The organism is Sphingomonas dokdonensis (assembly GCF_002197685.1).
GTDB classification, from domain to species: domain Bacteria; phylum Pseudomonadota; class Alphaproteobacteria; order Sphingomonadales; family Sphingomonadaceae; genus Sphingomonas; species Sphingomonas dokdonensis.
Genome location: NZ_NBBI01000001.1, coordinates 219,384 through 243,467 on the forward strand (window position 1 = coordinate 219,384; position 24,084 = coordinate 243,467).

23 protein-coding genes are annotated in these 24,084 nt (G+C 66.8%); 13 read left to right on the plus strand and 10 right to left on the minus strand.

The genetic code is table 11. The features are described 5' to 3' along the window. Nucleotides 1-4 precede the first annotated feature (4 nt). Nucleotides 5-688: an ABC transporter ATP-binding protein gene (locus SPDO_RS01010; RefSeq protein WP_245828962.1), complete on the plus strand. Its 684-nt coding sequence runs from the start codon at nt 5-7 to the stop codon at nt 686-688. Between the two features lie 79 nt (nt 689-767). Next, nucleotides 768-1,247, plus strand: coding sequence for a glutathione peroxidase (locus SPDO_RS01015; protein WP_088365604.1), 480 nt, complete (start codon nt 768-770; stop codon nt 1,245-1,247). Between the two features lie 16 nt (nt 1,248-1,263). Here the strand turns inward: SPDO_RS01015 and SPDO_RS01020 are convergent, their stop codons facing one another. Next, nucleotides 1,264-1,830, minus strand: coding sequence for an HdeD family acid-resistance protein (locus SPDO_RS01020; RefSeq protein ID WP_088365605.1), 567 nt, complete (start codon nt 1,828-1,830; stop codon nt 1,264-1,266). A gap of 91 nt (nt 1,831-1,921) precedes the next feature. Between SPDO_RS01020 and dnaE the strand changes: the two genes are divergently transcribed. Continuing rightward, entirely contained in the window at nt 1,922-5,416 is a 3,495-nt protein-coding gene (gene dnaE, locus SPDO_RS01025) for a DNA polymerase III subunit alpha (RefSeq protein ID WP_088365606.1), read from the plus strand. Nucleotides 5,417-5,418: 2 nt separating this feature from the next. Next, nucleotides 5,419-6,246, plus strand: coding sequence for a transporter (locus tag SPDO_RS01030; RefSeq protein WP_088365607.1), 828 nt, complete (start codon nt 5,419-5,421; stop codon nt 6,244-6,246). Here SPDO_RS01030 and SPDO_RS01035 read toward each other — a convergent pair. The 5 genes from SPDO_RS01035 to SPDO_RS01055 form a co-directional block, all read right to left on the minus strand. Then, the gene (locus tag SPDO_RS01035) at nt 6,243-7,343 is read right to left on the minus strand and encodes a PA0069 family radical SAM protein (protein WP_088366288.1); all 1,101 of its coding nucleotides are present in this window, start codon (nt 7,341-7,343) and stop codon (nt 6,243-6,245) included. The two genes, SPDO_RS01030 and SPDO_RS01035, sit on opposite strands and share 4 nt — an antisense overlap. 45 nt (nt 7,344-7,388) lie before the next feature. After that, on the minus strand, nt 7,389-7,595 hold the full coding sequence (locus SPDO_RS01040) for a DUF2842 domain-containing protein (RefSeq protein ID WP_088365608.1): 207 nt from the start codon (nt 7,593-7,595) through the stop codon (nt 7,389-7,391). Then, nucleotides 7,592-8,155, minus strand: a complete 564-nt coding sequence (locus SPDO_RS01045; protein ID WP_088365609.1) for a 5-formyltetrahydrofolate cyclo-ligase — start codon at nt 8,153-8,155, stop codon at nt 7,592-7,594. Before SPDO_RS01045 ends, SPDO_RS01040 begins: the two co-directional genes overlap by 4 nt. Before the next feature lie 152 nt (nt 8,156-8,307). Continuing rightward, entirely contained in the window at nt 8,308-8,637 is a 330-nt protein-coding gene (gene zapA / locus SPDO_RS01050; protein WP_088365610.1) for a cell division protein ZapA, read from the minus strand. Further along, nucleotides 8,637-8,819, minus strand: coding sequence for a hypothetical protein (locus tag SPDO_RS01055; RefSeq protein ID WP_169716226.1), 183 nt, complete (start codon nt 8,817-8,819; stop codon nt 8,637-8,639). The genes zapA and SPDO_RS01055 overlap by 1 nt, the downstream gene beginning before the upstream one ends. Nucleotides 8,820-8,973: 154 nt before the next feature. Here SPDO_RS01055 and gap point away from each other — a divergent pair, with 154 nt between their 5' ends. Genes gap through SPDO_RS01070 form a run of 3 tightly spaced genes read left to right on the plus strand, consistent with a single transcriptional unit; the run spans nt 8,974 to nt 11,623 of the window. After that, nucleotides 8,974-9,975 carry a type I glyceraldehyde-3-phosphate dehydrogenase gene (gene gap, locus SPDO_RS01060; protein ID WP_088365612.1) on the plus strand — a complete coding sequence of 334 codons (1,002 nt, stop codon included), beginning with the start codon at nt 8,974-8,976 and terminating at the stop codon, nt 9,973-9,975. Beyond that, nucleotides 9,975-10,508, plus strand: coding sequence for an MOSC domain-containing protein (locus SPDO_RS01065; protein WP_088365613.1), 534 nt, complete (start codon nt 9,975-9,977; stop codon nt 10,506-10,508). Before gap ends, SPDO_RS01065 begins: the two co-directional genes overlap by 1 nt. Further along, nucleotides 10,433-11,623 carry a phosphoglycerate kinase gene (locus SPDO_RS01070; protein WP_088365614.1) on the plus strand — a complete coding sequence of 397 codons (1,191 nt, stop codon included), beginning with the start codon at nt 10,433-10,435 and terminating at the stop codon, nt 11,621-11,623. Before SPDO_RS01065 ends, SPDO_RS01070 begins: the two co-directional genes overlap by 76 nt. A gap of 89 nt (nt 11,624-11,712) precedes the next feature. On the opposite strand, the gene SPDO_RS01075 is transcribed toward SPDO_RS01070, so the two are convergent. The 3 genes from SPDO_RS01075 to SPDO_RS01085 all read right to left on the minus strand — a co-directional run bounded on the left by SPDO_RS01075 (nt 11,713) and on the right by SPDO_RS01085 (nt 14,967). After that, nucleotides 11,713-13,329, minus strand: a complete 1,617-nt coding sequence (locus SPDO_RS01075) for a choline dehydrogenase (protein ID WP_088365615.1) — start codon at nt 13,327-13,329, stop codon at nt 11,713-11,715. A 100-nt stretch (nt 13,330-13,429) separates the two neighbouring features. Then, on the minus strand, nt 13,430-14,389 hold the full coding sequence (locus tag SPDO_RS01080) for an NADPH:quinone oxidoreductase family protein (protein WP_088365616.1): 960 nt from the start codon (nt 14,387-14,389) through the stop codon (nt 13,430-13,432). Then, the gene (locus SPDO_RS01085; RefSeq protein WP_245828965.1) at nt 14,386-14,967 is read right to left on the minus strand and encodes a TetR/AcrR family transcriptional regulator; all 582 of its coding nucleotides are present in this window, start codon (nt 14,965-14,967) and stop codon (nt 14,386-14,388) included. Before SPDO_RS01085 ends, SPDO_RS01080 begins: the two co-directional genes overlap by 4 nt. An 89-nt stretch (nt 14,968-15,056) precedes the next feature. Here SPDO_RS01085 and SPDO_RS01090 point away from each other — a divergent pair, with 89 nt between their 5' ends. The 4 genes from SPDO_RS01090 to SPDO_RS01105 all read left to right on the plus strand — a co-directional run bounded on the left by SPDO_RS01090 (nt 15,057) and on the right by SPDO_RS01105 (nt 20,694). After that, complete coding sequence (locus SPDO_RS01090; RefSeq protein WP_088365618.1) at nt 15,057-16,316, plus strand: acetyl-CoA C-acetyltransferase; 1,260 nt, start codon at nt 15,057-15,059, stop codon at nt 16,314-16,316. A gap of 58 nt (nt 16,317-16,374) precedes the next feature. After that, a complete protein-coding gene (locus tag SPDO_RS01095) occupies nt 16,375-17,973 on the plus strand; it encodes an acyl-CoA synthetase (protein ID WP_088365619.1) in 1,599 nt (532 codons plus the stop codon). After that, nucleotides 17,970-19,565, plus strand: coding sequence for an AMP-binding protein (locus SPDO_RS01100; RefSeq protein ID WP_088365620.1), 1,596 nt, complete (start codon nt 17,970-17,972; stop codon nt 19,563-19,565). The genes SPDO_RS01095 and SPDO_RS01100 overlap by 4 nt, the downstream gene beginning before the upstream one ends. 139 nt (nt 19,566-19,704) lie before the next feature. Then, the gene (locus SPDO_RS01105; protein WP_088366289.1) at nt 19,705-20,694 is read left to right on the plus strand and encodes an RcnB family protein; all 990 of its coding nucleotides are present in this window, start codon (nt 19,705-19,707) and stop codon (nt 20,692-20,694) included. Nucleotides 20,695-20,767: 73 nt separating this feature from the next. On the opposite strand, the gene SPDO_RS01110 is transcribed toward SPDO_RS01105, so the two are convergent. Continuing rightward, complete coding sequence (locus tag SPDO_RS01110; protein WP_088365621.1) at nt 20,768-21,556, minus strand: SDR family oxidoreductase; 789 nt, start codon at nt 21,554-21,556, stop codon at nt 20,768-20,770. 141 nt (nt 21,557-21,697) lie between these two features. Between SPDO_RS01110 and SPDO_RS01115 the strand changes: the two genes are divergently transcribed. Both SPDO_RS01115 and SPDO_RS01120 read left to right on the plus strand, forming a co-directional pair. Beyond that, nucleotides 21,698-22,516 (plus strand): SDR family NAD(P)-dependent oxidoreductase, encoded by an 819-nt coding sequence (locus tag SPDO_RS01115; protein ID WP_088365622.1) that lies wholly within the window; start codon nt 21,698-21,700, stop codon nt 22,514-22,516. Beyond that, nucleotides 22,513-24,021 carry an MFS transporter gene (locus SPDO_RS01120; RefSeq protein WP_342746644.1) on the plus strand — a complete coding sequence of 503 codons (1,509 nt, stop codon included), beginning with the start codon at nt 22,513-22,515 and terminating at the stop codon, nt 24,019-24,021. The genes SPDO_RS01115 and SPDO_RS01120 overlap by 4 nt, the downstream gene beginning before the upstream one ends. The last annotated feature ends 63 nt before the right edge of the window (nt 24,022-24,084 follow it).

The window sequence follows — 24,084 nt, forward strand, 5'->3', positions numbered from 1 at the left end:
CGGGGTGACTGCGACGGGGACGCCCGTTCTGGAAACGCGCGGCCTGTCGCGCAGCTTCACGCAGGGCGGCGAGACGATCGACGTGCTGCGCGGGGTGGAGCTGGCGGTGGCGCCGGGTGAGATCGTCGCGCTGCTCGGACCATCGGGTTCGGGCAAATCCACGCTGCTGCAGGCGGTGGGCCTGCTCGAGGGCGGCTTCGAGGGGTCGATACGGATCGCCGGCGAAGAGGCGGCGAAGCTCGATGCGCCGGGCCGCACGGTGGTGCGCCGCGATCACCTGGGCTTCGTATATCAGTTCCACCATTTGCTGCCCGACTTCAACGCGATGGAGAATGTCGTGCTGCCGCAGCTGATCCACGGCGCGGAGCAGGCGACGGCGGAGGCACGCGCGACCACGCTGCTTACTGCGCTGGGGCTGGGCCATCGGTTGACGCACCGGCCGAGCCAGTTGTCGGGTGGCGAGCAGCAGCGTGTCGCAGTGGCGCGCGCACTGGCGAACCGCCCCGCGCTGGTGCTGGCGGACGAGCCGACCGGCAACCTCGACGAGAGCACGGCGGATCGCGTGCTGGGCGAATTCCTGCGGCTAGTCCGCGAGGAAGGGTCGGCGGCACTGATCGCGACGCATAACGAGCGGCTGGCGGCCAAGATGGACCGCGTGGTGCGGCTGCACGAGGGCGTGCTGACCTGACCGCGTTGGTGCGCGCATTTACCTTGCGCGCAATCGAACGGGTCGCCTATCGTCGCCGGGTCAATCGAGGAGACCGGCGGTGAGCAGCGTTACCGATTTCAAGGTGAAGACCGCCGATGGCGGCGAGACCGCGCTGGCCGACTATCGCGGCAAGGTGCTCCTCATCGTCAACACCGCCTCAAAATGCGGCTTTACCCCGCAATATGAGGGGCTGGAGGCGCTGCACCGCGATTATGGCGCGCGCGGGTTCGAGGTGCTGGCGTTTCCCTGCAATCAGTTCGGCGCGCAGGAGCCGGGCGATGCGGCGGAGATCGCGAACTTCTGCTCGCTGACCTACGACGTCACCTTTCCCGTCTTCGCCAAGATCGACGTCAACGGCGACCACGCCGATCCCTTGTTCGAGCGGCTGAAGAGCGACGCGCCGGGCCTGCTGGGGTCCAAGGCGATCAAGTGGAACTTCACCAAGTTTCTGGTGAACCGCGACGGCGAGGTCGTCGATCGCTATGCGCCGACGACCAAGCCCGAGGACATCCGCAAGCATATCGAAAAGCTGCTCTGACCGCGTGCGCGGGCGGTCAGGCCGGAAAGGTGAAGGCCGCCGAGCCGCTGCGGTGATCCAGCCCGGCCATGATCGCCGTCACCCCGCCGAACAGGAAGCTGACGCCCAGGATAAAGCCGGGAAGGGTCAGCGCCGAGAAAGGCACGGTGGCGAGGATCATCAGCGCCAGCAGGATGTTGACGACGCCCAGCACCAGCATCAGCCAGCGCCGCCGCTTCATGCGCAGCCCCAGTACGATCTCCAGCGCGCCGCGGATCAGCAACCATGCCGCGACGATGACCGTGAGTGAGATCGCGCCGGTGAGTGGCTGCGCCACCATCACGACGCCGGCAATGATCGACAGCACACCGAGCAGGATCGCATAACCGCGGCTTTCGGCGCCTGTGCCGCGGAGCCCGGCTATCAGCGAAAAGATACCGGATATGCTGAAGGCGATGCCGATCAGGAGCGTCGCGGCGACGGTGGCAGGGAACGGCCACAGCAGCGCGGCGAGCCCGAACAGCGCCGAGATCACGCCATAAGCGATGATCCAGCCCCATCCGGCGCCGGTGGTGGGCGGGGTGGCGGCGTTCGTGTCTGACATGGCAACAGCTCCCATCGCTTTGCCGCGAAACGGACCGGATGTCGGCGCAGTTCCGCTGGTCGAATCAAGCGCTGCGGCGTAGGCAGGGGAGATGCCGCATTCCGGGTTCGTACCGCTTCGTATTTTCTCGTCCTACACGATGCTCGACGGAGCGATCGAGCCGAAGGCGATCGCCAAACATGCCGCCAAGCTGGGCTTCCCTGCCGCCGCGCTGACCGATCGCAACGGGCTTTATGCGGCCATGGCGTTTTCCGACGCGGCGTTTGCCGAGGGCGTGCAGCCGATCATCGGCACGATGCTGGGCGTGGCGCGGCCCGACATGCCCGATGGCGTGGCGCCGATCGTCGACTGGCTGGCGCTCTATGCGCAGAACGAGCGCGGTTATGACAATCTGTGCGAGCTGGTGAGCGCGGCGCACCTCGATCGGCCGATCGACCTGCCGCCGCATGTCGACGTGGAAACGCTCGCGCGTTTCACTGACGGGCTGATTGTGCTGACGGCCGCGGGCGAGGGCGCGCTGGCGCGGCTGTTCGCCGAGGACCAGCCGGCGCGGGCGCACGCTTATGCCGATCGGCTCGCGGCGCTGTTCCCGGACCGGGTTTATGTCGAACTGGTGCGCCGTGGTGACGCGATCGAGGAACAGGCCGAGCAGGCGCTGATCGACCTCGCATACGATCGCGGGCTGCCGCTGGTCGCCACCAACCCGTGCTGCTTTGCCGAACATACCTTTGCCAAGGCGCATGATGCGATGCTGTGCATCGCCAATTCGACGTACGTGGAAAGCGAGGATCGGCCGCGCAGTTCGCCCGACGCATGGATGAAGCCGGCGGACGCGATGCGCAGCCTGTTCGATGATCTGCCCGAAGCCATCGCCAACACCATGGTGGTGGCGCAGCGCTGCGCCGTCGCCGCGCCCAAGCGCAAGCCGATCCTGCCCAGCCTTGCGGGCGATCGCGAGGGCGAGGCGGCGATGCTGCGCGAGCGGTCGCACGAAGGGCTTACCGCGCGATTGGCGCGTATCGCGGCGCTGGCCAGCGAGCCGCTGCCCCACGGCTGGGAGGAGGAATATCGCAAGCGGCTCGATTTCGAGCTGGATGTCATCATCCAGATGGGCTTTCCCGGCTATTTCCTGATCGTCGCCGACTTCATCCAATGGGCCAAGTCGCAGGACATTCCGGTGGGGCCGGGGCGTGGCTCGGGCGCAGGCTCGGCCGTCGCGTGGGCGCTGACGATCACCGATCTCGATCCGCTGCAACTGGGCCTGCTGTTCGAACGCTTCCTCAACCCGGAACGCGTCTCGATGCCCGACTTCGATATCGACTTCTGCGAAACGCGGCGCGGCGAGGTGATCCGCTACGTGCAGGAGAAGTACGGCCGCAACCAGGTTGCGCAGATCATCACCTTCGGTAAGCTGAAGGCGCGCGCGGTACTGAAGGATACCGGCCGCGTGCTGCAGATGAGCTATGGCCAGGTCGATCGGCTGGCGAAGCTGGTGCCCAATCACCCGACCGACCCGTGGACGCTGAAGCGCGCGATCGATGGCGTGGCCGAGCTGCACCGCGAATACGCCAACGACAATCAGGTCCGCCACCTGCTCGATCTCGCGATGCAGCTGGAGGGCCTGCCGCGGCACTCGTCGACCCACGCGGCCGGCGTGGTGATCGGCGATCGGCCGCTGGCGCAGCTCGTCCCGCTGTACCGCGACCCGCGATCCGACATGCCCGTCACGCAGTTCGACATGAAATATGTCGAGGGCGCCGGGCTGGTGAAGTTCGACTTTCTCGGCCTGAAGACGCTGTCGGTTTTGAAGCGTGCGCTGCAACTGCTTGAGAAACGCGGGATCAGCGTCGATCTCGACGCGCTGACCTGGGACGACGAAGCGGTGTACGCGCTGCTGCAGAAGGGCGACACGGTGGGCGTGTTCCAGCTGGAATCGGAAGGGATGCGGCGCACGCTGTCCGCCGTCCGGCCGACCAATTTCGGCGACATCATCGCGCTCGTCTCGCTGTATCGACCCGGCCCGATGGACAACATCCCGTCGTTCGGTCGCCGCAAGCAGGGCACGGAGGCGATCGAATACCCACATCCGCTGCTCGAGCCGATCCTGGCCGAAACCTACGGCATCTTCGTGTACCAGGAACAGGTGATGCAGGCCGCGCAGGTGCTGGCGGGCTATTCGCTCGGCGGCGCCGATCTGCTGCGCCGCGCAATGGGCAAGAAGGTGCAGGCGGAGATGGACGCGCAGCGCGCGACCTTTGTCGCCGGCTGCGCCGAGCATCATCAGATCCCGGCCGATCGCGCCAATGCGCTGTTCGACTTGATCGACAAGTTCGCCGGCTATGGCTTCAACAAGAGCCACGCTGCCGCCTACGCGCTGCTCGCCTATCAGACCGCATGGCTGAAGGCGCATTATCCGCACGAATTCTTCGCCGCCTCGATGGCGTACGACATTCACCAGACCGACAAGCTGGCGATCTTCTGCGACGACATGCGCCGCTTGGGCGTCCGCTGCTTGCCGCCGCACATCAACCACAGCCTGGCCGACTTCAACGTGGAGGTGGACGAGGAGGGGCCGGCGGTCCGCTACGCGCTTGCCGCGCTGAAATCGGTGGGCGAGGGCGCGATGGAGAAGCTGGTGGCGGAGCGCGACGCGAGTGGCGTGTTCGCGCGGCTCGACGATTTCGCCGCGCGTGTCGATCCCCGGCTGATCAACAAGCGCCAGCTCGAAACGCTGGCGGCGGGCGGCGCCTTCGACACGATCGAGCACAACCGCGCCGGCGTTCATGCCGTGGCAGAGACGATCCTTGCGGTCGCTGCGCGAACGCATGACCAGCGCGTCAGCGGGCAGGGCGGCCTGTTCGGTGATGCCGAGCCGGCGGGCGACGCGATCAAGATCCCCGGCACGGCGCGCTGGAGCATGTCGGAGCGGATGGAGCAGGAGAAGGAGGCGTTCGGCTTCTACTTTTCCGCGCACCCGGTCGATCGGCATGCGCATCTGGCGAAGAGCCATGGCGCGCGGCTCTATACCGCGCTGGCCGAACTCGCGATCCCCGACGACGGCACCCGCGCCGGCGCCACCATGGCGGTGTTGGTCGAGGACGCGCGCTGGCGCACCTCGGCGCGCGGCAAGCGCTACATGATGGCGACGTTGAGCGATCAGAGCGGCCAGTTCGTCGCGACCTGCTTCGATGATGCGGTGGCCGCCGATCTGGAGGAAGCGGCGCGCGCCGGTGGCTGTGGGCTGGCGACGGTCGAGCTTGATCGCCGGCCGGGCGAGGAAACGCCGCGCGTATCGGTGAAGCGTATCCAGCCGTTCGAGACGCTGGCCTCGCAGGCTCGGCTGGTGGTCGAGGTGTGCGTCGCCGAGGCGAGCGCGATGCCGCAGCTCGCCGGCCTTCTGGAGCATCAGCGCAATGCGCGCGGCGAGGTGATCGTGCGTGTCGCGCTGCCCGATGGCGAGGCGAAGCTGCTGCTCGGGCGCGATTTCCTGCTCGACCTTGAACTGGTGCACCGGATCGAGGATCTGCCCGGCGTGACGGCGGTGGAACTTCGCCAATCCGAAACGCGGCTGGCGTTGGTCGGGTGACGATGATCGCCGCAATCGTCGCACTCGCCGCAGCCGCGACGCCCGCACCGCAGGAGGAGCCGGGCCCGACGCGCGCCTACGGCCTGTCCGATCCCGCGCCCCCGTCAGAGCTTCGCGCGTTCAACCCCGACCGGCCCAGCGTCACCGAAGGGCCCTTCACGGTCGACGCGGGGCATGTGCAGATCGAGCTGAGCGCCGCGGAATATACTCTCGCCCGCGATCGCAGCCGCACGCTGGATGCGCTGCCGGTCAACCTGAAGCTCGGCCTGTCCAACAGCATGGACGTGGAACTGCTGTTCACGCCGTATCAGCGCGTCGAGGCGGACGGCTCGGTCGATCAGGGTTTCGGCGACGAGACGCTGATCCGGCTCAAGATCAATCTGCAGGGCAACGACGGTCAGGGCGTCGCGCTTGGCGTCATGCCCTATGTGAAATTGCCGACCGGCACCGGCGGCCTGTCCAACGATCATGTCGAGGCCGGGCTGATCCTGCCGCTCGCCACCGACCTGCCCGGCGGTTTCTCGCTCGGCGCGATGATCGAGGGCGATCTGGTCTATCGCGAGGAGAAGCAGGGCTACGGCCTCGACCTGATCCATAGCGCCAGCATCAGCCACGACATTGCCGGGCCGGTCAGCGGCTATGTCGAATATGTCGGCTTGGTGCCGCAAGGCGCAGAGGCAGGCCGCGCGAGCCGCTATCAGGCGATCGCCTCTGTCGGCTTCGTGGTCGCTGTGCGCAAGGATCTGCTGCTCGATGCCGGCACGCGCATCGGCTTCAGCGGTGAGGCGGATCGCGCCGTGCTGTTCGTCGGCGCCGCCACCCGCTTTTAGAACAACTCGCCTTGCCCGCCGGCCGGCGGGCGGAACAGATCGGTGCGCAACTGCATCCGTCCGGTGACCCGTTCGATCCCGTTGCGACGACGCGCGATGTCGAAGCGGGTACGCAACAGATCGGCCCACGGCCCTTGGCCGCGCATGCGCGAGAAGAAGCCCGGATCATTGTCCCTGCCGCCGCGCAACGACTGGATCGCCGCCATCACCTTGCCCGCGCGCTCGGGAAAGTGCGTGTCGAGCCACGCGCGAAACAGCGGCGCGACCTCCCACGGCAGCCGAACGGGGATGAAGGACACATCGCGCGCACCAGCGGCGGCTGCGCGCGCGACGATTGTTTCCACCTCGTGATCGGTGATCGCAGGGATCACCGGCGCCATGTTCACATACACCGGCACGCCCGCCTCGCTGAGCTGGCGCACCGCATCCAGCCGCCGCTCGGGATGCGGGGCGCGCGGCTCGATCGTCATCGCGATCCGCGGGTCGAGCGAGGTGATCGAGATGGCGACGCCGACCAGATCCTTCTGCGCCATCGGCACCAACAGATCGAGATCGCGCAGCACGCGATTGGATTTGGTGGTGATCATCAGCGGGTGGTCGCAGGCGGCCAAGACCTCGATGACCTCACGCGTGATACGCCATTTGGCCTCGATCGGCTGATACGGATCGGTGTTCGTCCCCATGGCGATTGGTGCGCAGCGATAGCCCGGCTTGGCGAGCTCCCGGCGCAGTAGCACGGCCGCGTCGGGCTTTACGAACAGCTTGGTCTCGAAATCGAGGCCGGGCGAGAGATCGTGATAGGCGTGGCTCGGGCGTGCGAAACAATAGATGCAGCCATGCTCGCAGCCGACCATCGTGTTGATGCTGCGATCGAACGGGACGTCGGGCGACTTGTTGTAGCTGATGATCGTCTTGGGCTTGAGCAGGCTGACGGTGGTGCGGACCGGTACGGGCTCACCGTCGATCGCGGCGCGTGCATCGAGCCAATCGCCATCAAGCTCGCGGCTCGGCAGGTTGAACCGGGTACTTTCCGCGTTGCTGGTGGCGCCGCGATGCGCGCGGCCGGGCGATGTGCCGTTCTTGCGAGTCGCAGCCATGCGATGGTTCTGCGCGAACAAATGCAGAACATCAAGCCCGCGGCGTCAGCGCCAGCGGCCCGTCTCCATCCAGCGTAGCAGCGGCTTCAGTGGCGTGATCCAGATGATCCCGGTAATGACATAGAACACCATCTGCGCCGCCCAGTGCCAGCCGCCGACCGTGCCCGAGAAGCTGACGATCAGCGCGCACCAAAGGGTGATGAGCACCAGGATGGCGATCATGCCGGCGGGTTTGCGCCATGACGGGCTCATGCGGTGATCCACTCGCGTTCGGTGATGATGGCGTGGAGCGGCATGTCCCACGGGTCGGTCGGCACGCGATCAACCGCCTGCACCGAAAAGGCAACCCCGATGCGCCGCGCCGCCGGGTAAGCGGCGAACGCGCGATCGTAATGCCCGCCGCCCTGGCCAAGCCGCCCCAGCGCACGATCGAATGCGACCAGCGGCGCCAGGATCAGATCGGGCGCCAGTTCTTCCCGATCATGCGCGGGCTGCAACAGGCCGAAGGGGCCAGAGACGAGCGGCGCCTCCTCACCCCGGGCAAGGAAGCGCAGCGGGGTCGGCTGATCGACGACATGCGGCAGGGCAATGTGGCATCCGGCCGCACGCGCGGCATCGGCCAGCAGGCCAGGATCCGCCTCGGCGCCGACGGGCACATAGCTCGCGACCACCATGCCGGGGGTGAGCAAGGCGGTGAAGGCGGGGACGGGCGCGATCACCGGGCGCGGCAAGGCAAGGGCTTGCCGTGCCGATCGCGCGGTGGCGCGGACCGCGCGCTTCTCAGCGGCCGGGGAGGGTGACGGGACCGCCATGGCCGTTTGCCGGGATATCCACTGACGCACAGTACGTCAGGTGGGGACCATGTACGTCGGGCCAGGGCCCGGGCAGGGACAGCCCCCTTTGGATGATGAATAGCCTCAGGGATAATAAGGGCTCGTACCGGGCAGTACCCGTCGCCACCAATCTAGTCGCTCGAGGGCGCATGCTCAAGGGCCTGCGCGAGCGACTCGAGGCGATCGGCGACCCAATTGAGCGCCACCGAGTCCATCTCTGCCGGATCGACGCCGTCGCGCGGCGCGGCGGAGGCCTGTTCCTTGGCCTCGCGCAGTTCGTCGGCCAGCATCAGCGCGGTGAGCAGCAGCGCCTGCGGTACCCCGCCGTCGCCGGCTGCGCGCAGGGCAGTGGGCCAGCGCTCGACCAGCATCGCGCCGAGCCGCCGCACCTCGTCCTCGCCGCCATCGCGCGTGTTTACCACCCACGGCGTGCCGCCGACGTCCAGCGTGACGCGCGCCATCAGCCTTGCTCCCCAAGCAAGCCTGCCGCCTCGCCTGCACCGGCCATTCCGTCGATATCGGCGATCACGCGCACCACTTCGCCGCGCAGCGCGTCGTGGCGCTGGCGCAAGGCGTCGTGATCCGCCGCGCGGTGGTTGATGGCTTCTTCGATGCGCCTGATCGCGGCGTCGATCCGCGTCACAGCGTCGCTTTGTGTCATGCATCGGGATTAGGATCGCGCCGGCGGATCGGCAAGCCCTGCGCGACCGGTCCTGCCCGACCTGCGGTTGACGCGCAGCGCATCCGTCGCGCAAAGGCGCGCGAGATATTCGGGATTCAGGGGAGAATCGGTCGAGATGACGAAGGTTGCGATCAACGGGTTCGGGCGCATCGGCCGCCTGGTGGCGCGCGCTCTGCTGGAGCGTGGCAGCGAGTTGGAGCTGGTGGCGATCAACGATCTGGCCGATGCCAAGTCCAATGCCTGGCTGTTCAGCCGCGACAGCGTGCACGGCAAGTATCCCGGCACCGTGGAGGCCGACGGCAACGATCTGGTGATCGACGGCAAGCGCATCCGCGTAACGGCCGAGCGCGACCCCGCGAACCTGCCGCACAAGGAACTGGGCGTCGACATCGTGCTGGAATGCACCGGCTTCTTCACCGACCGCGCCTCGTGCGAAAAGCACATCGCGGCCGGCGCCAAGAAGGTGCTGATCTCCGCACCGGGCAAGAATGTCGACCTGACCGTCGTGTACGGCGTGAACCACGACAAGCTGGAGGCCGGCCACACGATCGTCTCCAACGCCTCGTGCACCACCAACTGCCTGGCGCCGGTCGCCAAGGTGCTGAACGATTCGGTCGGCATCGAGCGCGGCCTGATGACCACCGTTCACGCCTATACCAACGATCAGAAGATCCTTGATCAGATCCACCCGGACCTGCGCCGTGCGCGCGCCGCGGCGATGAGCATGATCCCGACCACCACCGGCGCCGCGCGCGCCGTGGGCGAGGTGCTGCCGGAGCTGAAGGGCAAGCTCGACGGCTCGGCGATCCGCGTGCCGACGCCGGACGGCAGCCTCGTCGACCTCACGTTCACCCCCGGCCGCGACACCAGCGTCGAGGAAGTGAACGCGCTGCTGAAGGCGGCGGCGGAAGGCCCGATGAAGGGTGTGCTGCACTTCACCGACGAGCCGCTCGTGTCGATCGACATCGTGCACACGCCCTATTCGTCGACCGTCGACAGCCTGGAAACGGCCGTGATCGACGGCAAGCTCGTCCGCGTCGTCAGCTGGTACGACAACGAATGGGGCTTCTCCAACCGCATGGTCGACACCGCCACCGCGATGGCGAAGCTGGGGTAATGCCGATCGGCCGCCTCGCCGGGATCGCGCGCCATGCCTTTCCGAAATCACCGATGCAGGTGATCGAGGCGGCCGAGGTGACGTGCGAGGCGGGCATCGCGGGGGATTACCGCGGTGCCATGAAGGGCAAGCCCTACAAGCGCCAGGTCACGCTGATCGAGCGTGGGGACTGGGAGGCGGCAATGGCCGATGTCGGCCATTCGCTGCCCTGGGAGGAGCGACGCGCCAATCTGCTGGTCGAGGGGCTCGATCTGCCGCAGGTCGCCGGCGTCCGCCTGCGCATCGGCGACGACGTGGTGCTGGAGATCACCCGCGAAACCGATCCGTGCGAGCGGATGGAAGCGCTGGCCGACGGGTTGAAGGCGGCGCTCGCGGGCGATTGGCGCGGCGGCGTTTGTACGATGGTGGTGCACGGCGGCCATATTGCCGTCGGCGATGAGATCAGGATCGAGGAAACATGGCCAAGTCATTCCGAACGCTCGACGACATTGGAGACGTCCACGGCAAGCGCGTCCTCGTCCGCGAGGATCTGAACGTCCCGTTCAACGATGGCGCGGTGACGGACGACACCCGGCTGCGCGCCACCGTGCCGACGATCACCGAACTGTCCGACAAGGGCGCGATCGTGCTCGTCCTGGCGCATTTCGGCCGCCCAAAGGGCGTGCCCAGCCCGGACCTGTCGCTGGCGCAGATCGTGAAGCCGTACGAAGCCGTGCTCGGCCGTCCGGTGCGCTACATCGACTGGGAAGGCGACGCGGCCAACGTCGCCATGCTCCAGCCGGGCGACATCGCGGTGCTGGAAAACACGCGCTTCTTCGGCGGCGAGGAAAAGAATGACGCGGCGGTGATCGATCGTTTCGCCGCGCTGGGTGACCTCTACGTCAACGATGCCTTCTCAGCCGCACACCGCGCCCATGCCTCGACCGAAGGGCTCGCGCGCAAGCTGCCCGCCTTTGCCGGCCGCGCCATGGAGGCGGAACTGGTGGCGCTGGAAAAGGCGCTGGGCGAGCCGGAGCATCCGGTCGCGGCTGTGGTCGGCGGCGCCAAGGTGTCGACCAAGCTTGCCGTGCTGAAGCACCTCGTCACCAAGGTCGATCACCTGATCATCGGCGGCGGCATGGCGAATACGTTCCTCGCCGCGCGCGGCGTCGATGTCGGCAAGAGCCTGTGCGAGCACGATCTGACCGACACCGCGGAGGAAATCCTGGACGCGGCGGACCGGGCGAATTGCACCGTGCATCTGCCGTATGACGTGGTGGTCGCCAAGGAGTTCAAGGCGAACCCGCCGACGCGCACCGTCAACGTCCACGAAGTGGCGGCGGACGAGATGATTCTCGACGTCGGCCCGGCGGCCGTGGAGTCGCTGGGTGACGTGCTGAAGAACTGTCGCACCCTGGTGTGGAACGGTCCCCTTGGTGCGTTCGAGACCGCGCCGTTCGACAAGGCGACGGTGGCGCTGGCGAAGACCGCCGCGGCGCTGACGATCGGCGGCACGCTCGTGTCGGTCGCCGGTGGCGGCGATACGGTGGCGGCGCTGAACCATGCCAATGTGGCGGACGACTTTACCTTCGTCTCGACCGCCGGTGGCGCGTTCCTCGAATGGATGGAAGGGCGCGAGTTGCCCGGCGTCGCCGCGTTGCTCCAGTAAGCTGCACGAAGCCGCGCGATGCGGTTCATCGCGCGGCTGTGATGACGACGAAAGGCTCTCGCTCGGATCGGGCGAGAGCCTTTCGCGTTTCAGGCGGCGAGCGCAGCCGCCTTAGTGACGCCGCGGATCATATCGGCCGCTTTCTCCGCAATCATGATCGTCGGCGCGTTGGTGTTCGATCCCACCAGCGTCGGCATCACCGATGCGTCCACCACGCGCAACCCGGTCAGCCCGCGAACGCGCAGCTGCTCGTCCACCACCGCCATCTTGTCGCCATCGGTGCCCATCTTGCAGGTGCCGACCGGGTGATAGATGGTTTCGGCGTTGGCGCGGATCCACGCATCGATCTGCGCGTCCGACTGCACCTCGCGGCCCGGCGCGAACTCGGCGCCGCGATACGGATCGAGCGCCTGCTGATACGCCACTTCGCGCCCGATGTGGACGCAATCGCGCATCACCCGGCGATCGACCTCGCTCGCCAGGTAATTGGCGTAGATCAGCGGATCGGCGGTGGGGTCGGTCGAGCCGAGCGCGATCCGGCCGCGGCTTTCGGGTCGCAGCTGACACAGGTGCAGCGAGAAGCCGTCCGCCTTTACCCGCGTCTTGCCGTGATCCTTCATGATCGCAAGGACGCCGTGGATCTGCACGTCCGGGCGCGACAGTCCCTCGCGCGAGCAGACGAATGCGCCCGATTCGAGGAATTGCTGCCGCCCGAGCCCCGTGCCGCGCGTCAGATATTCCAGGCCGACGCGTAGCTGCCGCAGCCCCTTGGTATTCGAGAACGCGGTCTTCAGCCCGCGGCTGTACCAGCTCATGATGATGTCGAGATGGTCCTGCAAATTCTCGCCGACACCCGGCAGATCGTGCACCGGTCGGACGCCGACGTCGCGCAGCGCCGCGCCATTGCCGATCCCCGAAAGCTGCAGGATATGCGGGCTCTGCACCGCGCCCGCGCACAGGATCGCCTCGCCATCCACCTCGACGCGCTCGATCGCACCGCCCTTGATATAGTCCACCGCGACTACGCGCCCGCCGGCGACCACCACACCCTTGGTGCGCGCGTCGGTGATGACGGTGAGATTCCGGCGCTCGACCACCGGGCGCAGATAGGCCGCCGCGGTCGACCAGCGCTGCCCGTTGGCGATCGTCAGGTCGTAGCGGCCGAAGCCCTCCTGTTCGACGCCGTTGAAATTCTCGGTCACGGGATAGCCCGCCTGCCGCCCCGCCTCGATCAGCGCATCGTGGAACGGGCTGTCGCTTTCGCCGCCCGAGATCGTCAGCGGGCCGTCCGCGCCGTGCAGCTCATGCTTGCGGTGATGCCCCTCCAGCTTGCGGAAATAGGGGAGCACATCCTCCCACGACCAGCCGGAAAGGCCAAGCTGGCGCCATTCATCGAAGTCCTGCGGGTGGCCGCGGGTATAGACCATGCCGTTGATCGATGACGAGCCGCCCAGGCCACGCCCGCGCGGCCACCAGAGACGGCGATTGTCGAGATGCGGCTCGGCTTCCGTCCAGAAGCCCCAATTGTGCTTGCCCTTCGCCTTGATCAGGCTGCCGACGCCGGCAGGCATGCGCACCAGCATTTCCTTGTTCGCGCCGCCCGCCTCCAGCAGGCAGACGCTGACCGCCGGATCTTCGCTCAGCCGCGCGGCGAGCGTGCAGCCGGCCGAACCACCGCCGATGATGACGTAATCGAAACCAGCCATTTCTCTCTCCAATATTGGTCAATCTGCCGCTTCGTCACGGCTTTCGTTATCGACACTGATGTTAGCCGACCTTGCGCCGGCTTTGCCAGACGACTTGCGCTTATGGGGTCAGCACGATCTTCCCCACCATGTCGCTGCGCTCCATCGCCTCGAACGCCGCGCGCCAGTCCGCCAGCGCATATTCGGCGTGCACGCGCGGGTGGATCCTGCCCTCCGCCGCCAGGCGCCAGATCGCCTCCTGGTTCTCGCGGCCCTTGTCGGGAAACTGACGGCCGTATTCGCCGGCGCGCACGCCAACGACCGAAAAGCCCTTGATCAGCGGCATGTTGGTGGAAACCGTCGCGATGCGCCCCGAGGTGAAGCCGACGACGCACAGCCGCCCGCCAAAGGCGATCGCGCGGACCGATTCGTCGAACACGTCGCCGCCGACCGGATCGTAGATCACGTCCGCGCCGCCGCCGGTGAGCGCCTTCACCTCCTCGCGAAAGCCGCTCGCCGGCAGGCACGCTTCGACCGGGTAAAGCTCTTTCAGAAGGGCGAGCTTCTCGGGCGAGCGCGACGTGGCGATCACCCGCGCGCCGAGCGAGATGGCAAGATCGACCGCGGCGAGCCCCACGCCCCCGGTGGCGCCGTGCACGAGGACCCATTCGCCCGCCTCCACCTTGGCGAGCCGCACTAGCGCGACATAAGCGGTCAAGTAAGCGGCGCCCACGCCAGCCGCTTCGCCGAAGGTAAGGTGCGCGGGCTTGCGCCGAACCGCCGCCGCATCGACCAGCACGCGCTCCGCGAAGCCGCCGAGCCGCGTACCGGCGACCACCGCCTCGCCGCGCTCGAACCCGTCACCTTCGATCACCTCGCCGGCGATCTCCATCCCCGGCGAAAAGGGCAGCGGCGGCTTCAGCTGATATTCGCCGCGCGTCATCAGCAGGTCGGGGAAGTTGAGCGCGGCGGCCTTCACCTGGATCAGCACCTTGCCCGGCGCCACCTGCGGCTCGGGCACGTCGATCAGCGCCGTGCCGGACAGGTCGGGCGACAGCGCAGAGACGACCAGCGCCTTCACGGCCGGCTCACCATGATGTCGAGCAGCGAATCGAACAGGCTCGCCATATCGAGGTGCGGGGCATGCACCTTGCTGAGCCCTAGCGTGATGAGACCATAGGCGCGCACCTCCGCCTCGCCGCGCGAGAAGCCGATGTCGGTGAGGCAGCTGGCGAGAAAATCGAGCATCAGCTCGTCGTGCCGCTCCACCGCGATCCGGGCGCGCGGATCGCTCTCGGCCCAGGCGCGCATCGCAACGGCGATCCGCGACGATCCACGCCGCCGCACCGTCTGCCCCAGCAGGCGGATGCGCCCGATCGGATCGGGCGTCGCACGGCGCAACGCGGCGATCAGGTCGCTGACCTGATCCTCGGCGAAATAGGCGGCGAGCTTCCCCTGATAATCGTCGAAATCGCGAAAGTGGTGATAGAAGCTGCCGGTCGAAACCTTCAGCTCCTCCGCGAGCGGCCGCAGCTTCAGCGCGCGCAGCCCACCGCGGCGCAGCAGCGACTGCCCGGCCTCCAGCCAATCGCGCGGCGTCAGGTCCGGGCTTCGCGACGGAGCGGTTGATCCCGAAACTACTGGCTGCACGCTTGACATCCCTTCTACCATAACGAAGGTTATGCCGGAAATCCGCGCCGGTAAAGGGCCGGTCTGGGTGGGGATTCTTGGAAGAGGTTTGTTAGGCAATGGCTGACGCTTACATCATTGACGCCGTTCGTACGCCGCGCGGCATCGGCAAGCAGGGCAAGGGCGCGCTGGCGCACATGCATCCGCAGCATCTCGCCGCAACGGTGCTGAAGGCACTGAAAGAGCGCAACAATATCAAGACCGAAGAGGTCGACGATATCATCTGGTCGACCAGCTCGCAGCGCGGCAAGCAGGGCGGCGACATGGGCCGCATGGCGGCGCTCGACGCCGGCTACGACGTGAAGGCGTCGGGCACCACGCTTGACCGCTTCTGCGGCGGTGGCATCACCGCGGTGAACTTCGCCGCGGCGCAGATCATGAGCGGCATGGAAGATCTCGTGATCGCCGGCGGTACCGAGATGATGAGCCTGACCGCGGCGATGAGCGCCGAGGACATGGAAAGCGGCAAGCCGCCACTCGGCATGGGCTCGGGCAACGAGCGCCTGAACATCAATCACCCGCAGTCGCACCAGGGCATTTGCGGCGATGCGATCGCCAGCAAGGAAGGCTTCACCCGCGAGGAGCTCGACCGCGCCGGCCTCGAAAGCCAGCAGAAGGCGGCCGTCGCGATCCAGGAAGGCCGCTTCAAGAAGTCGCTCGTGCCAGTGGTCGATGACGAGGGCAATGTCGTGCTCGACCATGACGAATTCCCGCGCCCGCAGACCACTGCCGAGGGCCTTGCCGCGCTGAAGCCGTCATTCGCGGCGCTGGCCGACATGCCGTACAACAAGTCCGGCGACACCTTCCGCAAGCAGATCAACCGCAAATATCCCGATCTCGAGATCCAGCATTTCCACCATGCCGGCAATTCGTCGGGCGTGGTCGATGGCGCGGCCGCCGTGCTGCTCGCATCGAAGGAATATGCCGAGAAGATGGGCTGGAAGCCGCGCGCGCGGATCGTCGCCATGGCGAACGTCGGCGATGATCCCACGCTCATGCTCAACGCACCGGTGCCGGCAGCCAAGAAGGTGCTCGGCAAAGCCGGCTTGACGGTAGAGGACATCGACCTGTTCGAGATCAACGAGGCGTTTGCCGTCGTGTCCGAGAAGTTCATCCGCGATCTCAACCTGCCACGCGAGAAGGTGAACGTGAACGGCGGCTCGATCGCGCTCGGTCACCCGATCGGCGCGACCGGATCGATCCTGATCGGCACCATCGTCGACGAGCTGGAGCGTCAGGACAAGCGCTACGGCCTCGTCACCATGTGCGCCGCAGGTGGCATGGCGCCGGCGATCATCGTCGAACGCCTGGCCGCCTGATCCAAGCAGAAGTTGAACCGCGAGCGGGCCGACAGCGCCCGCCGCGGCGGAGAGAATGATGACGCACCCCTACAAACACGCCGCCGCCACGCCCGACAAGCCTGCCTTCATCATGGCCGGTACGGGGGAGACGGTGACGTTCGCCCAGCTTGACGCGCGCGCGAACCAGGGTGCGCATCTGATCCGCTCGCTCGGCCTGAAGCGCGGCGACGCGATGGCAATGATGATGGACAATTCGCCGCGCTATTTCGAGGTCGCCTGGGCGGCCGAGCGCGCTGGCGTCTATCTCACCTGCATCTCGTCCAAGCTGATGGCGAGCGAGGCGGAATATATCATCCGCGACGGCGATTGCCGCGCGTTCGTAGCGTCAAAGGGCACCGCCGGCTGTGCCGAGACGCTGCTACCGCTGATCGACGATCTCGATCGCTTCATGGTCGACGGCACGATCCATGGGTATAAAAGCTGGGAAGACGCCTGTGCCCAGCAGCCGACCACGCCGATCGCCGATCCGTCGCCGGGGCAGATCATGCTCTATTCCTCGGGCACGACCGGCAAGCCAAAGGGCGTGCGCTTTGCGTTGCCGGAAGAGCCCTATGGCGAAAACGTCTCGCCGCTGATGATGATCGGGCAGGGGCTGTACGGCTTCAATCCCGACATGATCTATCTGTCGCCCGCCCCGCTCTATCATGCCGCGCCACTGCGGTGGTCGATGGCGGTGCAGCAGCTCGGCGGCACGGTCGTGGTGATGGAGCGCTTCGATGCCGAAAAGGCGCTGGAGGCGATCGAGCGGTACAAGGTGACGCACGCGCAATGGGTGCCGACGCACTTCATCCGCATGCTGAAGCTGCCCGAAGAGGCGCGCAGGAAGTATGACGTTTCTTCGCTAAAGGCGGTGTGGCACGCCGCCGCGCCATGCCCGGTCCCCGTCAAGGAAGCGATGATCGACTGGTGGGGGCCGATCATCGGCGAATATTACGCCGGGACGGAAGGCAACGGCTTCCACAACATCCTCTCGCCCGAATGGCTGACGCACAAGGGATCGGTCGGCAAGAACCTGACCACGATCACCCACATCTGCGACGAGGACGGCAACGAGGTGCCGCCGCGCACCGAGGGTGCGATCTATTTCGAGGCGCCGGTGACTGAGCTGAACCCGACCGGGGCGGCGCCATTCAGCTATCACAACGATCCCGAGAAGACGAAGGAGAGCACCAGCGCAAAGGGTTGGACCACCCTGGGCGATGTGGGCTGGATGGACGAGGAGGGCTATCTCTACCTCACCGATCGCAAGAGCTTCATGATCATTTCGGGCGGGGTGAACATCTACCCGGCCGAGATCGAGAATCTGCTCGTCACGCACCCCAAGGTTGCCGACGTCGCGGTGGTGAGCGCGCCGCATGAGGAAATGGGCGAGCAGGTCGTGGCGGTCATCCAGCCGCGCGACATGTCCGCCGATCACGAGGCGCTCGCCGCCGAGCTGGCGGACTTCGCCCGTGCGAACCTTAGCCACGTCAAATGCCCGCGCCGCTGGGAGTTCCGTGCCGAGCTGCCCCGCCATGACACGGGCAAGCTCTACAAGCGGCTGCTGCGCGACGAATTCTGGGGCAAGACCAAGCCGGCCGAGACGACGACGCCGCCAGCGGAGCAAGCGGCATGAGCTTCAACTTCGGTGACCTGATCGAGGCGGTAGAGGCCGCCGTCCCCGGCGACCGTGTCGCGCTCGCCCATGGCGATCAGGTGATCGACTGGGACGGGCTGCGCTCCCGGTCCAACAATCTGGCGCGCGCGCTGATCGCGCGCGGGTTGCAGCCGGGCGACCGCTTCGCCTTTTACGCGTATAATTCCGCCGATTACCTCGTCGCGCTGATGGCGTGCTGGAAGGCGCGCGGCACGCACGTCAACGTCAACTATCGCTACGTTGCCGACGAGCTGGCCTATATCCTGGCGGACAGCGGCGCTACCGTGCTGGTCTATGATGCACGCCTGCGTGATTGCGTTGCCGATGTGGTCGATCGCTCGCCCGCCGTGCGCAGCTATGTCGAGATCGGCGGCACGCCGGCCGAGCTGCCGCCGTTTGCCGAGGCGTTTGAAGAACTGACCGCCGGCGATGGCGCGCCGGTCGAGATCGACCGCGATCCGCAGGACCGCTTCTTTATCTACACCGGCGGCACCACGGGCATGCCCAAGGGCGTGGTATGGACGCACGCCGATCTGAACCTCATCGCGCATGGCGCGGCGGCGGCAGCGGGGCTTCCCGTGCCGGCCAATGTAGAGGAAGCTGCGGCGACGGTGGCGGCCAACCCCGATTATCCGCGTACCGTTTGTGGCCCGCCGCTGATGCACGGCACCGGCCTGCTCACCTCCTACGGCTCGCTGCTCGCCGGCGGCTTTGTCGCGACGCTGCCGAGCAAGAGCTTTCAGGCGGAGGAGGCGCTCGACGCGATCGACCGCTGGCAGGCGAACCGGCTGGTGGTGGTGGGCGACGCCTTCGCCCGGCCGATCCTGGAGGCGCTGGAGGCCCAGCCGGACCGCTGGGACGTCTCCTCGATGCGGCTCATCAATTCGTCGGGCGTCATGTGGACGCAGGGCGTGAAGGATGGGCTCATCCGCCACATGCCCGAGGCGACCTGCCAGGACAATTTCAGCTCGTCCGAGGCGATCGGCATGGGTGTGTCGCTCACCACCAGGGACGGCACGGTGGAGACCGCCAAGTTCGTCGTCGGCCCGCGCTGCCGCGTGCTCGACGACGACGACAAGGATGTGGTGCCCGGCTCCGGCGTCACCGGCAAGGTCGTGCTCGGCCCGCCCAATCCGGTGGAATATCACAAGGATCCGGAAAAGAGCGCACGCACCTTCCGCATGATCGACGGCGCGCGCTACACCGTGTCGGGCGATTTCGCGCAGGTGGCCGAGGATGGCAGCGTCATCCTGCTCGGCCGCGGCTCTGCCTGCATCAATTCGGCGGGCGAGAAGATCTTCCCCGAAGAGGTGGAGGAAGCGCTGAAGCTTTGCCCCAGGGTCGACGACGCACTCGTTTTCGGCATGCCCGATCCGAAATGGGGGCAGGCGGTCGCGGCGGTGGTGCAATCCGCCAACGGCTTCGACGAAGGCGCGGCGCGCGACGTGCTGCGCACCAAGCTTGCCGGCTACAAGCTGCCCAAGCTGATCGTCGCCACCGGCGAATCGCTGCGCGCGCCCAACGGCAAGGCGGATTATGCCAAAGCGAAGGGGCTGGCGGGCGTCGTCTGAGGCGGCGGCCGGTCACACACCGGCGCCGCCTTCCTTTCGCGTTGCTGACAAGCGCATTCAGCCATCATTCTTGCCGATCGGCGCATACAGCCTGCATCATCGGGGCCGGCTCGTGCGCCGGCGGTGGAGTGTAGAGCAGATGGGCAGAAAATTCGTGGCGGCGTTGATGGCTGCGGCGGCGCTGGTGCCCGGCGTTGGCATGGCGCAGGAGCGTGGCGGCGGACGTGGCTGGGGCTATCGCGCGCAGCAGCAACAGCAGCAGCGTGGCGAGCGCGGCGATTGGCAGCGCGGCAATCGTCCGGAGCGCGCCGCGCCCACCGGCGGTGGCGAGCGCCAATGGCAGCGTGGCAACCGTCCTGATCGCGGTGCCGATCGTCAGGCGCAGGGCGGAGCCGAACGGACATGGCAGCGCTCCACCACCATGCAGGAGCGCGGGCCGGCTCGGCAGGCGCCCGACGGCGGCGAGCGGACGTGGCGGCGCTCGACCGAGCAAGGCATAGGCGATCAGGGCAGGGCAGGTTGGGCGCAGCGCCGCGATCGGCCGCAGCCGGACGCCGGTCGCGATTTGCGGCAGCAGCGCCGCGACGGCGCCGATCGCTGGGCGGGACGAAGCGACCCGCGCGGCAACGTCGTCACCCGTGAAACGTACAGCCGCAATCGCCAGCGTGACGCCGTGCGGCGTGACCAGAACCGGGGCCGCGATGATGGCCAGCGCCGCTGGTCGCGCAGCAGCGCCGATTGGAACGACCATGACCGCTGGGACAATCGCCGGCAGGGCTGGAGCGGCCAGAACCGCTGGTCCGACCGTGGGCGCACCAACTGGAACCGCGACTGGCGGCGCGACTCGCGCTACGACTGGGCACGCTGGCGTGCGACCAATCGCAACGCCTTTCGCCTGCCGCGCTATTATGCGCCATACGGCTGGAACCAGGGCTATCGCCGCTTCTCGGTCGGCGTGATCCTGTCATCGTCGCTGTTCGGCCAGAATTACTGGATCAACGATCCCTATTCCTATCGCCTGCCGGACATGGGCGATGACCTTCGCTGGGTGCGCTATTACAACGATGCGCTGCTGGTGGACCTGTATTCCGGCGAGGTGGTGGACGTGATCCACGACATGTTCTGGTGATCGGCGCGATCAACTGATTGCATCGGGGAAGGGCGGCGGGCCACCGGCTCCGCCGCCCGTTCCATTTGCCGGATTACGCCTCCAGGCTGGTGCCGAGCGCCGCGTTCACCACGCCGCCGTCGACCACCAACGTATCGCCGACGACATAATCGCTGGCGCGGCTGGCAAGGAAGATCGCGGCGCCCGCCATGTCCTCGAAATTGCCGATCCGCCGCATCGGAATGCCCTTGGCCACCTGATTGCCATGGTCGCGCGCGGCGCGGTTCATCTCGCTGGCAAAGGCGCCCGGCGCCAGGCTGGTGACGATGATCCCATCCTTGATCAGCCGCGCCGCCATCCGCTTGGTCAGATAGATCAGCGCCGCCTTGGACGCGTGATAGCTGTACGTGTCCCACGGATTGAGGCGGATGCCGTCGATCGAGGTGATGTTGATCACCTTGGACGGCGCGTCATGGTTGGCGTTGGTCTTCAACAGGCCATGCAGCGCCTGGGTGAGGAAGAACGGCGACTTGACGTTCAGGTCCATCACCTTGTCCCAGCCGCTTTCCGGAAACTCCTCGAACGGCACGCCCCAGGCGGCGCCGGCATTGTTGACGAGGATGTCGAGGTGATCCTCGCGCTCGGCCAGCGACGCGGCCAGCGCGCGGCAGCCCTCCACGGTGGAGACGTCCTGCGGCAAAGCGATGCAATTGGGGCCAAGCTCGGCCACCGTTTCCTCGCAGGCCGCGGCCTTGCGCGAGGAAATATACACCTTCGCGCCCTGCTCGATGTACGCTTTGGCGATGATCTTGCCGATGCCGCGGCTGCCGCCGGTGACCAGCGCGGTGCGCCCTTCCAGGCTGAAAAGATTGCTCAGGCTCATCGGTATCCCTCCATGTTTCCCTGCCGGCTAGCGGCGCTGATGGCGCACGACAAGCGGCCTACCGCTTTTTCGAACAGGTTATGATTGACGACCCGATGCGCCATACTATGCTGCCGAAAACAGAAATGATTGGACGAGAGGATGCGCTTTTCGGGTAAGCGTGCCGTTGTAACCGGCGGCGCTTCGGGCATCGGTCGCGCCACCGCGATTCGACTGGCCGAGGAGGGTGCCGAGGTCTGGATCGGCGACATCGACGAGGCCGGCGGGCAGGAGCTTGCCAGCACCTCCAACGGCAAGATCCACTTTCAGCGATGCGACGTCACCAGCGCCGACGACATACGCGCGCTGATGGAGGCGCCGGGCGAGCTCGACGTCCTGTTCAACAATGCCGGCGCGGGCGGCGCGCCGGAAAAGATCGACGAGATCGCGCCGGAGGATTGGGATCGCACCCAGTCGCTGCTGCTGCGATCGGTGGCGCTTGGCATCCGCTACGCCGCGCCGCTGATGGCGAAGCGCGGCGGCGGGTCGATCGTCAACACCTCCTCGGTGTCGGCGCTGGGCACCGGCTATGCGCCGACCGCCTATTCCACGGCCAAGGCGGGCGTTCTGCACCTGTCGAAAATGGCGGCGGCGGATCTCGCCAAGCACAATATTCGCGTGAATGCCGTCATCCCCGGCTTCATCACCACCAACATCTTCACCCGTCACCTTGAGGTGCCCGCCGAGCAGCTCGAGCGCGCCAATCAGGTGATCGCGCATGTCGCCGCGGGCGCGCAGCCGGTGAAGCGTGCCGGCCGGCCGGAGGATATCGCCGCGGCGGTTTCCTTCCTGCTCAGCGACGATGCCGCCTTTGTCACCGGCACGCATCTGGTGGTCGACGGCGGCATCACGATCGGCACCCGGCAAAGCTGGGATCCCGATCAGCCCGGGCTCTTTGCCGCACTGGAGGCATTGCAATGAACGCCACTCTCGCAAGTGCGGCCGCGGTCGGATCGGCGCCCGCCAGCCGGCGGCTGCGCAACGGCACCATGGCGAGCTACGGCTTCGGCGCCGCGGCCTATGGCGTGAAGGATTCGGGCTTCGGCACGTTCCTGCTGCTGTTCTACAATCAGGTGATCGGCGTGCCGGCCGCGACGGTCGGTTTCGTCATCATGTGCGCGCTCATCATCGACGCCTTTGTCGATCCGACGGTCGGTGTCCTGTCCGATCGGACGAGGTCCAAATGGGGGCGGCGCCACCCGTGGCTCTATGGGTCGGCGCTGCCGATCATGCTCGGCTGGGTGTTGCTGTGGAACCCGCCGCAAACCTCCGAGGCGGCGACGCTCGGGTGGCTGTTCGCGGTGGCCGTGCTCGTGCGCAGCGCCGTCAGCGCCTATGAAGTGCCGAGCCAGGCGATGGCGGCCGAGCTCAGCTCGGATTACGACGAGCGGACGCGCATCATGGCGTATCGCTATCTGTTCGGCTGGGCCGGCGGGCTGGTGATGCTGATTGCCGCTTACTGGGTCTTCCTCACGCCGACGCCCGAGATGCCCAATGGGCTGCTCAATCGCGAGGGATATAAGGGTTTCGCGATCGCGGGCGCCCTGTTCATGGGCGTGGCGATCCTCACCTCCGCGATGGGCACCCACCGCGAGATCCCGAACCTGCCCGCGCCGACGATCGAGAAGCAGAGCATTCGGCAGAACTTCGCCGAATTGCTGCAAACGCTGCACAACAAGGCGTTTCTGATCCTGATGGCGGCGGGCCTGTTCGTTTATACGAACCAGGGCGTCACCTACGCGATCTCCAATTATCTCTACACCTACGTCTGGCGCTTCACGACGGTGACCATCCTTGGCGTGACGATGCCGACCTTCGTGCCGCTCAGCATCGTGCTGTTCTGCGGCGTGCTGGTCGCGTTCGTGGTGGCGCCGCGCATCGGCCAGACGACCAGCAAGCCGAAGGCTGCCTCGACGGCCGCGGTGCTGGCGATCATTGTCGGCACTGCGCCTTATTGGCTGCGGCTGGCGGGCGTGTTTCCCGAAGTCGGCAGCCCGGCGATGCTGCCGCTGCTATTCACGATGCTGGCGCTCGGCACCGCGGCGAGCGTTACCGCGCACATCCTCGGCGCGTCGATGATGGCCGACGTGGTGGAGGATTCGGAGCAACGCACCGGGCGCCGGTCCGAAGGCGTGTTCTTCGCCGGCGGCTTCTTTATTCAGAAGTGCACCAGCGGCGTCGGCATCTTCGTGACCGGCCTCATCCTGTGGGCGGCAAGCTTCCCCGAAAAGGCGATTCCCGGGCAGGTGCCCATGGCGGTGCTCGATCGCCTGACGATCATCTATATCGTCGCGGCAACCGCGCTCGCGCTGGTCGCGGCCGCGCTGTACCGCGCCTTTCCGTTCGGCCGTGCCGAACACACCGCGCGATTGGAGGCGCTGCGCATGCAGGCGCTTGATTCGGAGCGCGTCGATCCCGTTCCCTAACGTATAAGTACTTAGAAAATCAGCGGCGTCGACGCTTCGTCGGCGTCGCAACACCGTTCATCG

What these genes read in the sequence shown, in the direction of transcription:
- SPDO_RS01085 (WP_245828965.1), bottom strand. Translation starts at nt 14,967, where the DNA reads ATGTCAAGCGTGCAGCCAGTAGTTTCGGGATCAACCGCTCCGTCGCGA.
- SPDO_RS01105 (WP_088366289.1), top strand. Translation starts at nt 19,705, where the DNA reads ATGGGCAGAAAATTCGTGGCGGCGTTGATGGCTGCGGCGGCGCTGGTG.
- dnaE (WP_088365606.1), top strand. Translation starts at nt 1,922, where the DNA reads ATGCCGCATTCCGGGTTCGTACCGCTTCGTATTTTCTCGTCCTACACG.
- SPDO_RS01115 (WP_088365622.1), top strand. Translation starts at nt 21,698, where the DNA reads ATGCGCTTTTCGGGTAAGCGTGCCGTTGTAACCGGCGGCGCTTCGGGC.
- SPDO_RS01040 (WP_088365608.1), bottom strand. Translation starts at nt 7,595, where the DNA reads ATGAGCCCGTCATGGCGCAAACCCGCCGGCATGATCGCCATCCTGGTG.
- SPDO_RS01075 (WP_088365615.1), bottom strand. Translation starts at nt 13,329, where the DNA reads ATGGCTGGTTTCGATTACGTCATCATCGGCGGTGGTTCGGCCGGCTGC.
- SPDO_RS01045 (WP_088365609.1), bottom strand. Translation starts at nt 8,155, where the DNA reads ATGGCGGTCCCGTCACCCTCCCCGGCCGCTGAGAAGCGCGCGGTCCGC.
- SPDO_RS01100 (WP_088365620.1), top strand. Translation starts at nt 17,970, where the DNA reads ATGAGCTTCAACTTCGGTGACCTGATCGAGGCGGTAGAGGCCGCCGTC.
- SPDO_RS01110 (WP_088365621.1), bottom strand. Translation starts at nt 21,556, where the DNA reads ATGAGCCTGAGCAATCTTTTCAGCCTGGAAGGGCGCACCGCGCTGGTC.
- SPDO_RS01070 (WP_088365614.1), top strand. Translation starts at nt 10,433, where the DNA reads ATGGCCAAGTCATTCCGAACGCTCGACGACATTGGAGACGTCCACGGC.
- SPDO_RS01065 (WP_088365613.1), top strand. Translation starts at nt 9,975, where the DNA reads ATGCCGATCGGCCGCCTCGCCGGGATCGCGCGCCATGCCTTTCCGAAA.
- SPDO_RS01090 (WP_088365618.1), top strand. Translation starts at nt 15,057, where the DNA reads ATGGCTGACGCTTACATCATTGACGCCGTTCGTACGCCGCGCGGCATC.
- SPDO_RS01095 (WP_088365619.1), top strand. Translation starts at nt 16,375, where the DNA reads ATGACGCACCCCTACAAACACGCCGCCGCCACGCCCGACAAGCCTGCC.
- SPDO_RS01035 (WP_088366288.1), bottom strand. Translation starts at nt 7,343, where the DNA reads ATGGCTGCGACTCGCAAGAACGGCACATCGCCCGGCCGCGCGCATCGC.
- gap (WP_088365612.1), top strand. Translation starts at nt 8,974, where the DNA reads ATGACGAAGGTTGCGATCAACGGGTTCGGGCGCATCGGCCGCCTGGTG.
- zapA (WP_088365610.1), bottom strand. Translation starts at nt 8,637, where the DNA reads ATGGCGCGCGTCACGCTGGACGTCGGCGGCACGCCGTGGGTGGTAAAC.
- SPDO_RS01020 (WP_088365605.1), bottom strand. Translation starts at nt 1,830, where the DNA reads ATGTCAGACACGAACGCCGCCACCCCGCCCACCACCGGCGCCGGATGG.
- SPDO_RS01120 (WP_342746644.1), top strand. Translation starts at nt 22,513, where the DNA reads ATGAACGCCACTCTCGCAAGTGCGGCCGCGGTCGGATCGGCGCCCGCC.
- SPDO_RS01030 (WP_088365607.1), top strand. Translation starts at nt 5,419, where the DNA reads ATGATCGCCGCAATCGTCGCACTCGCCGCAGCCGCGACGCCCGCACCG.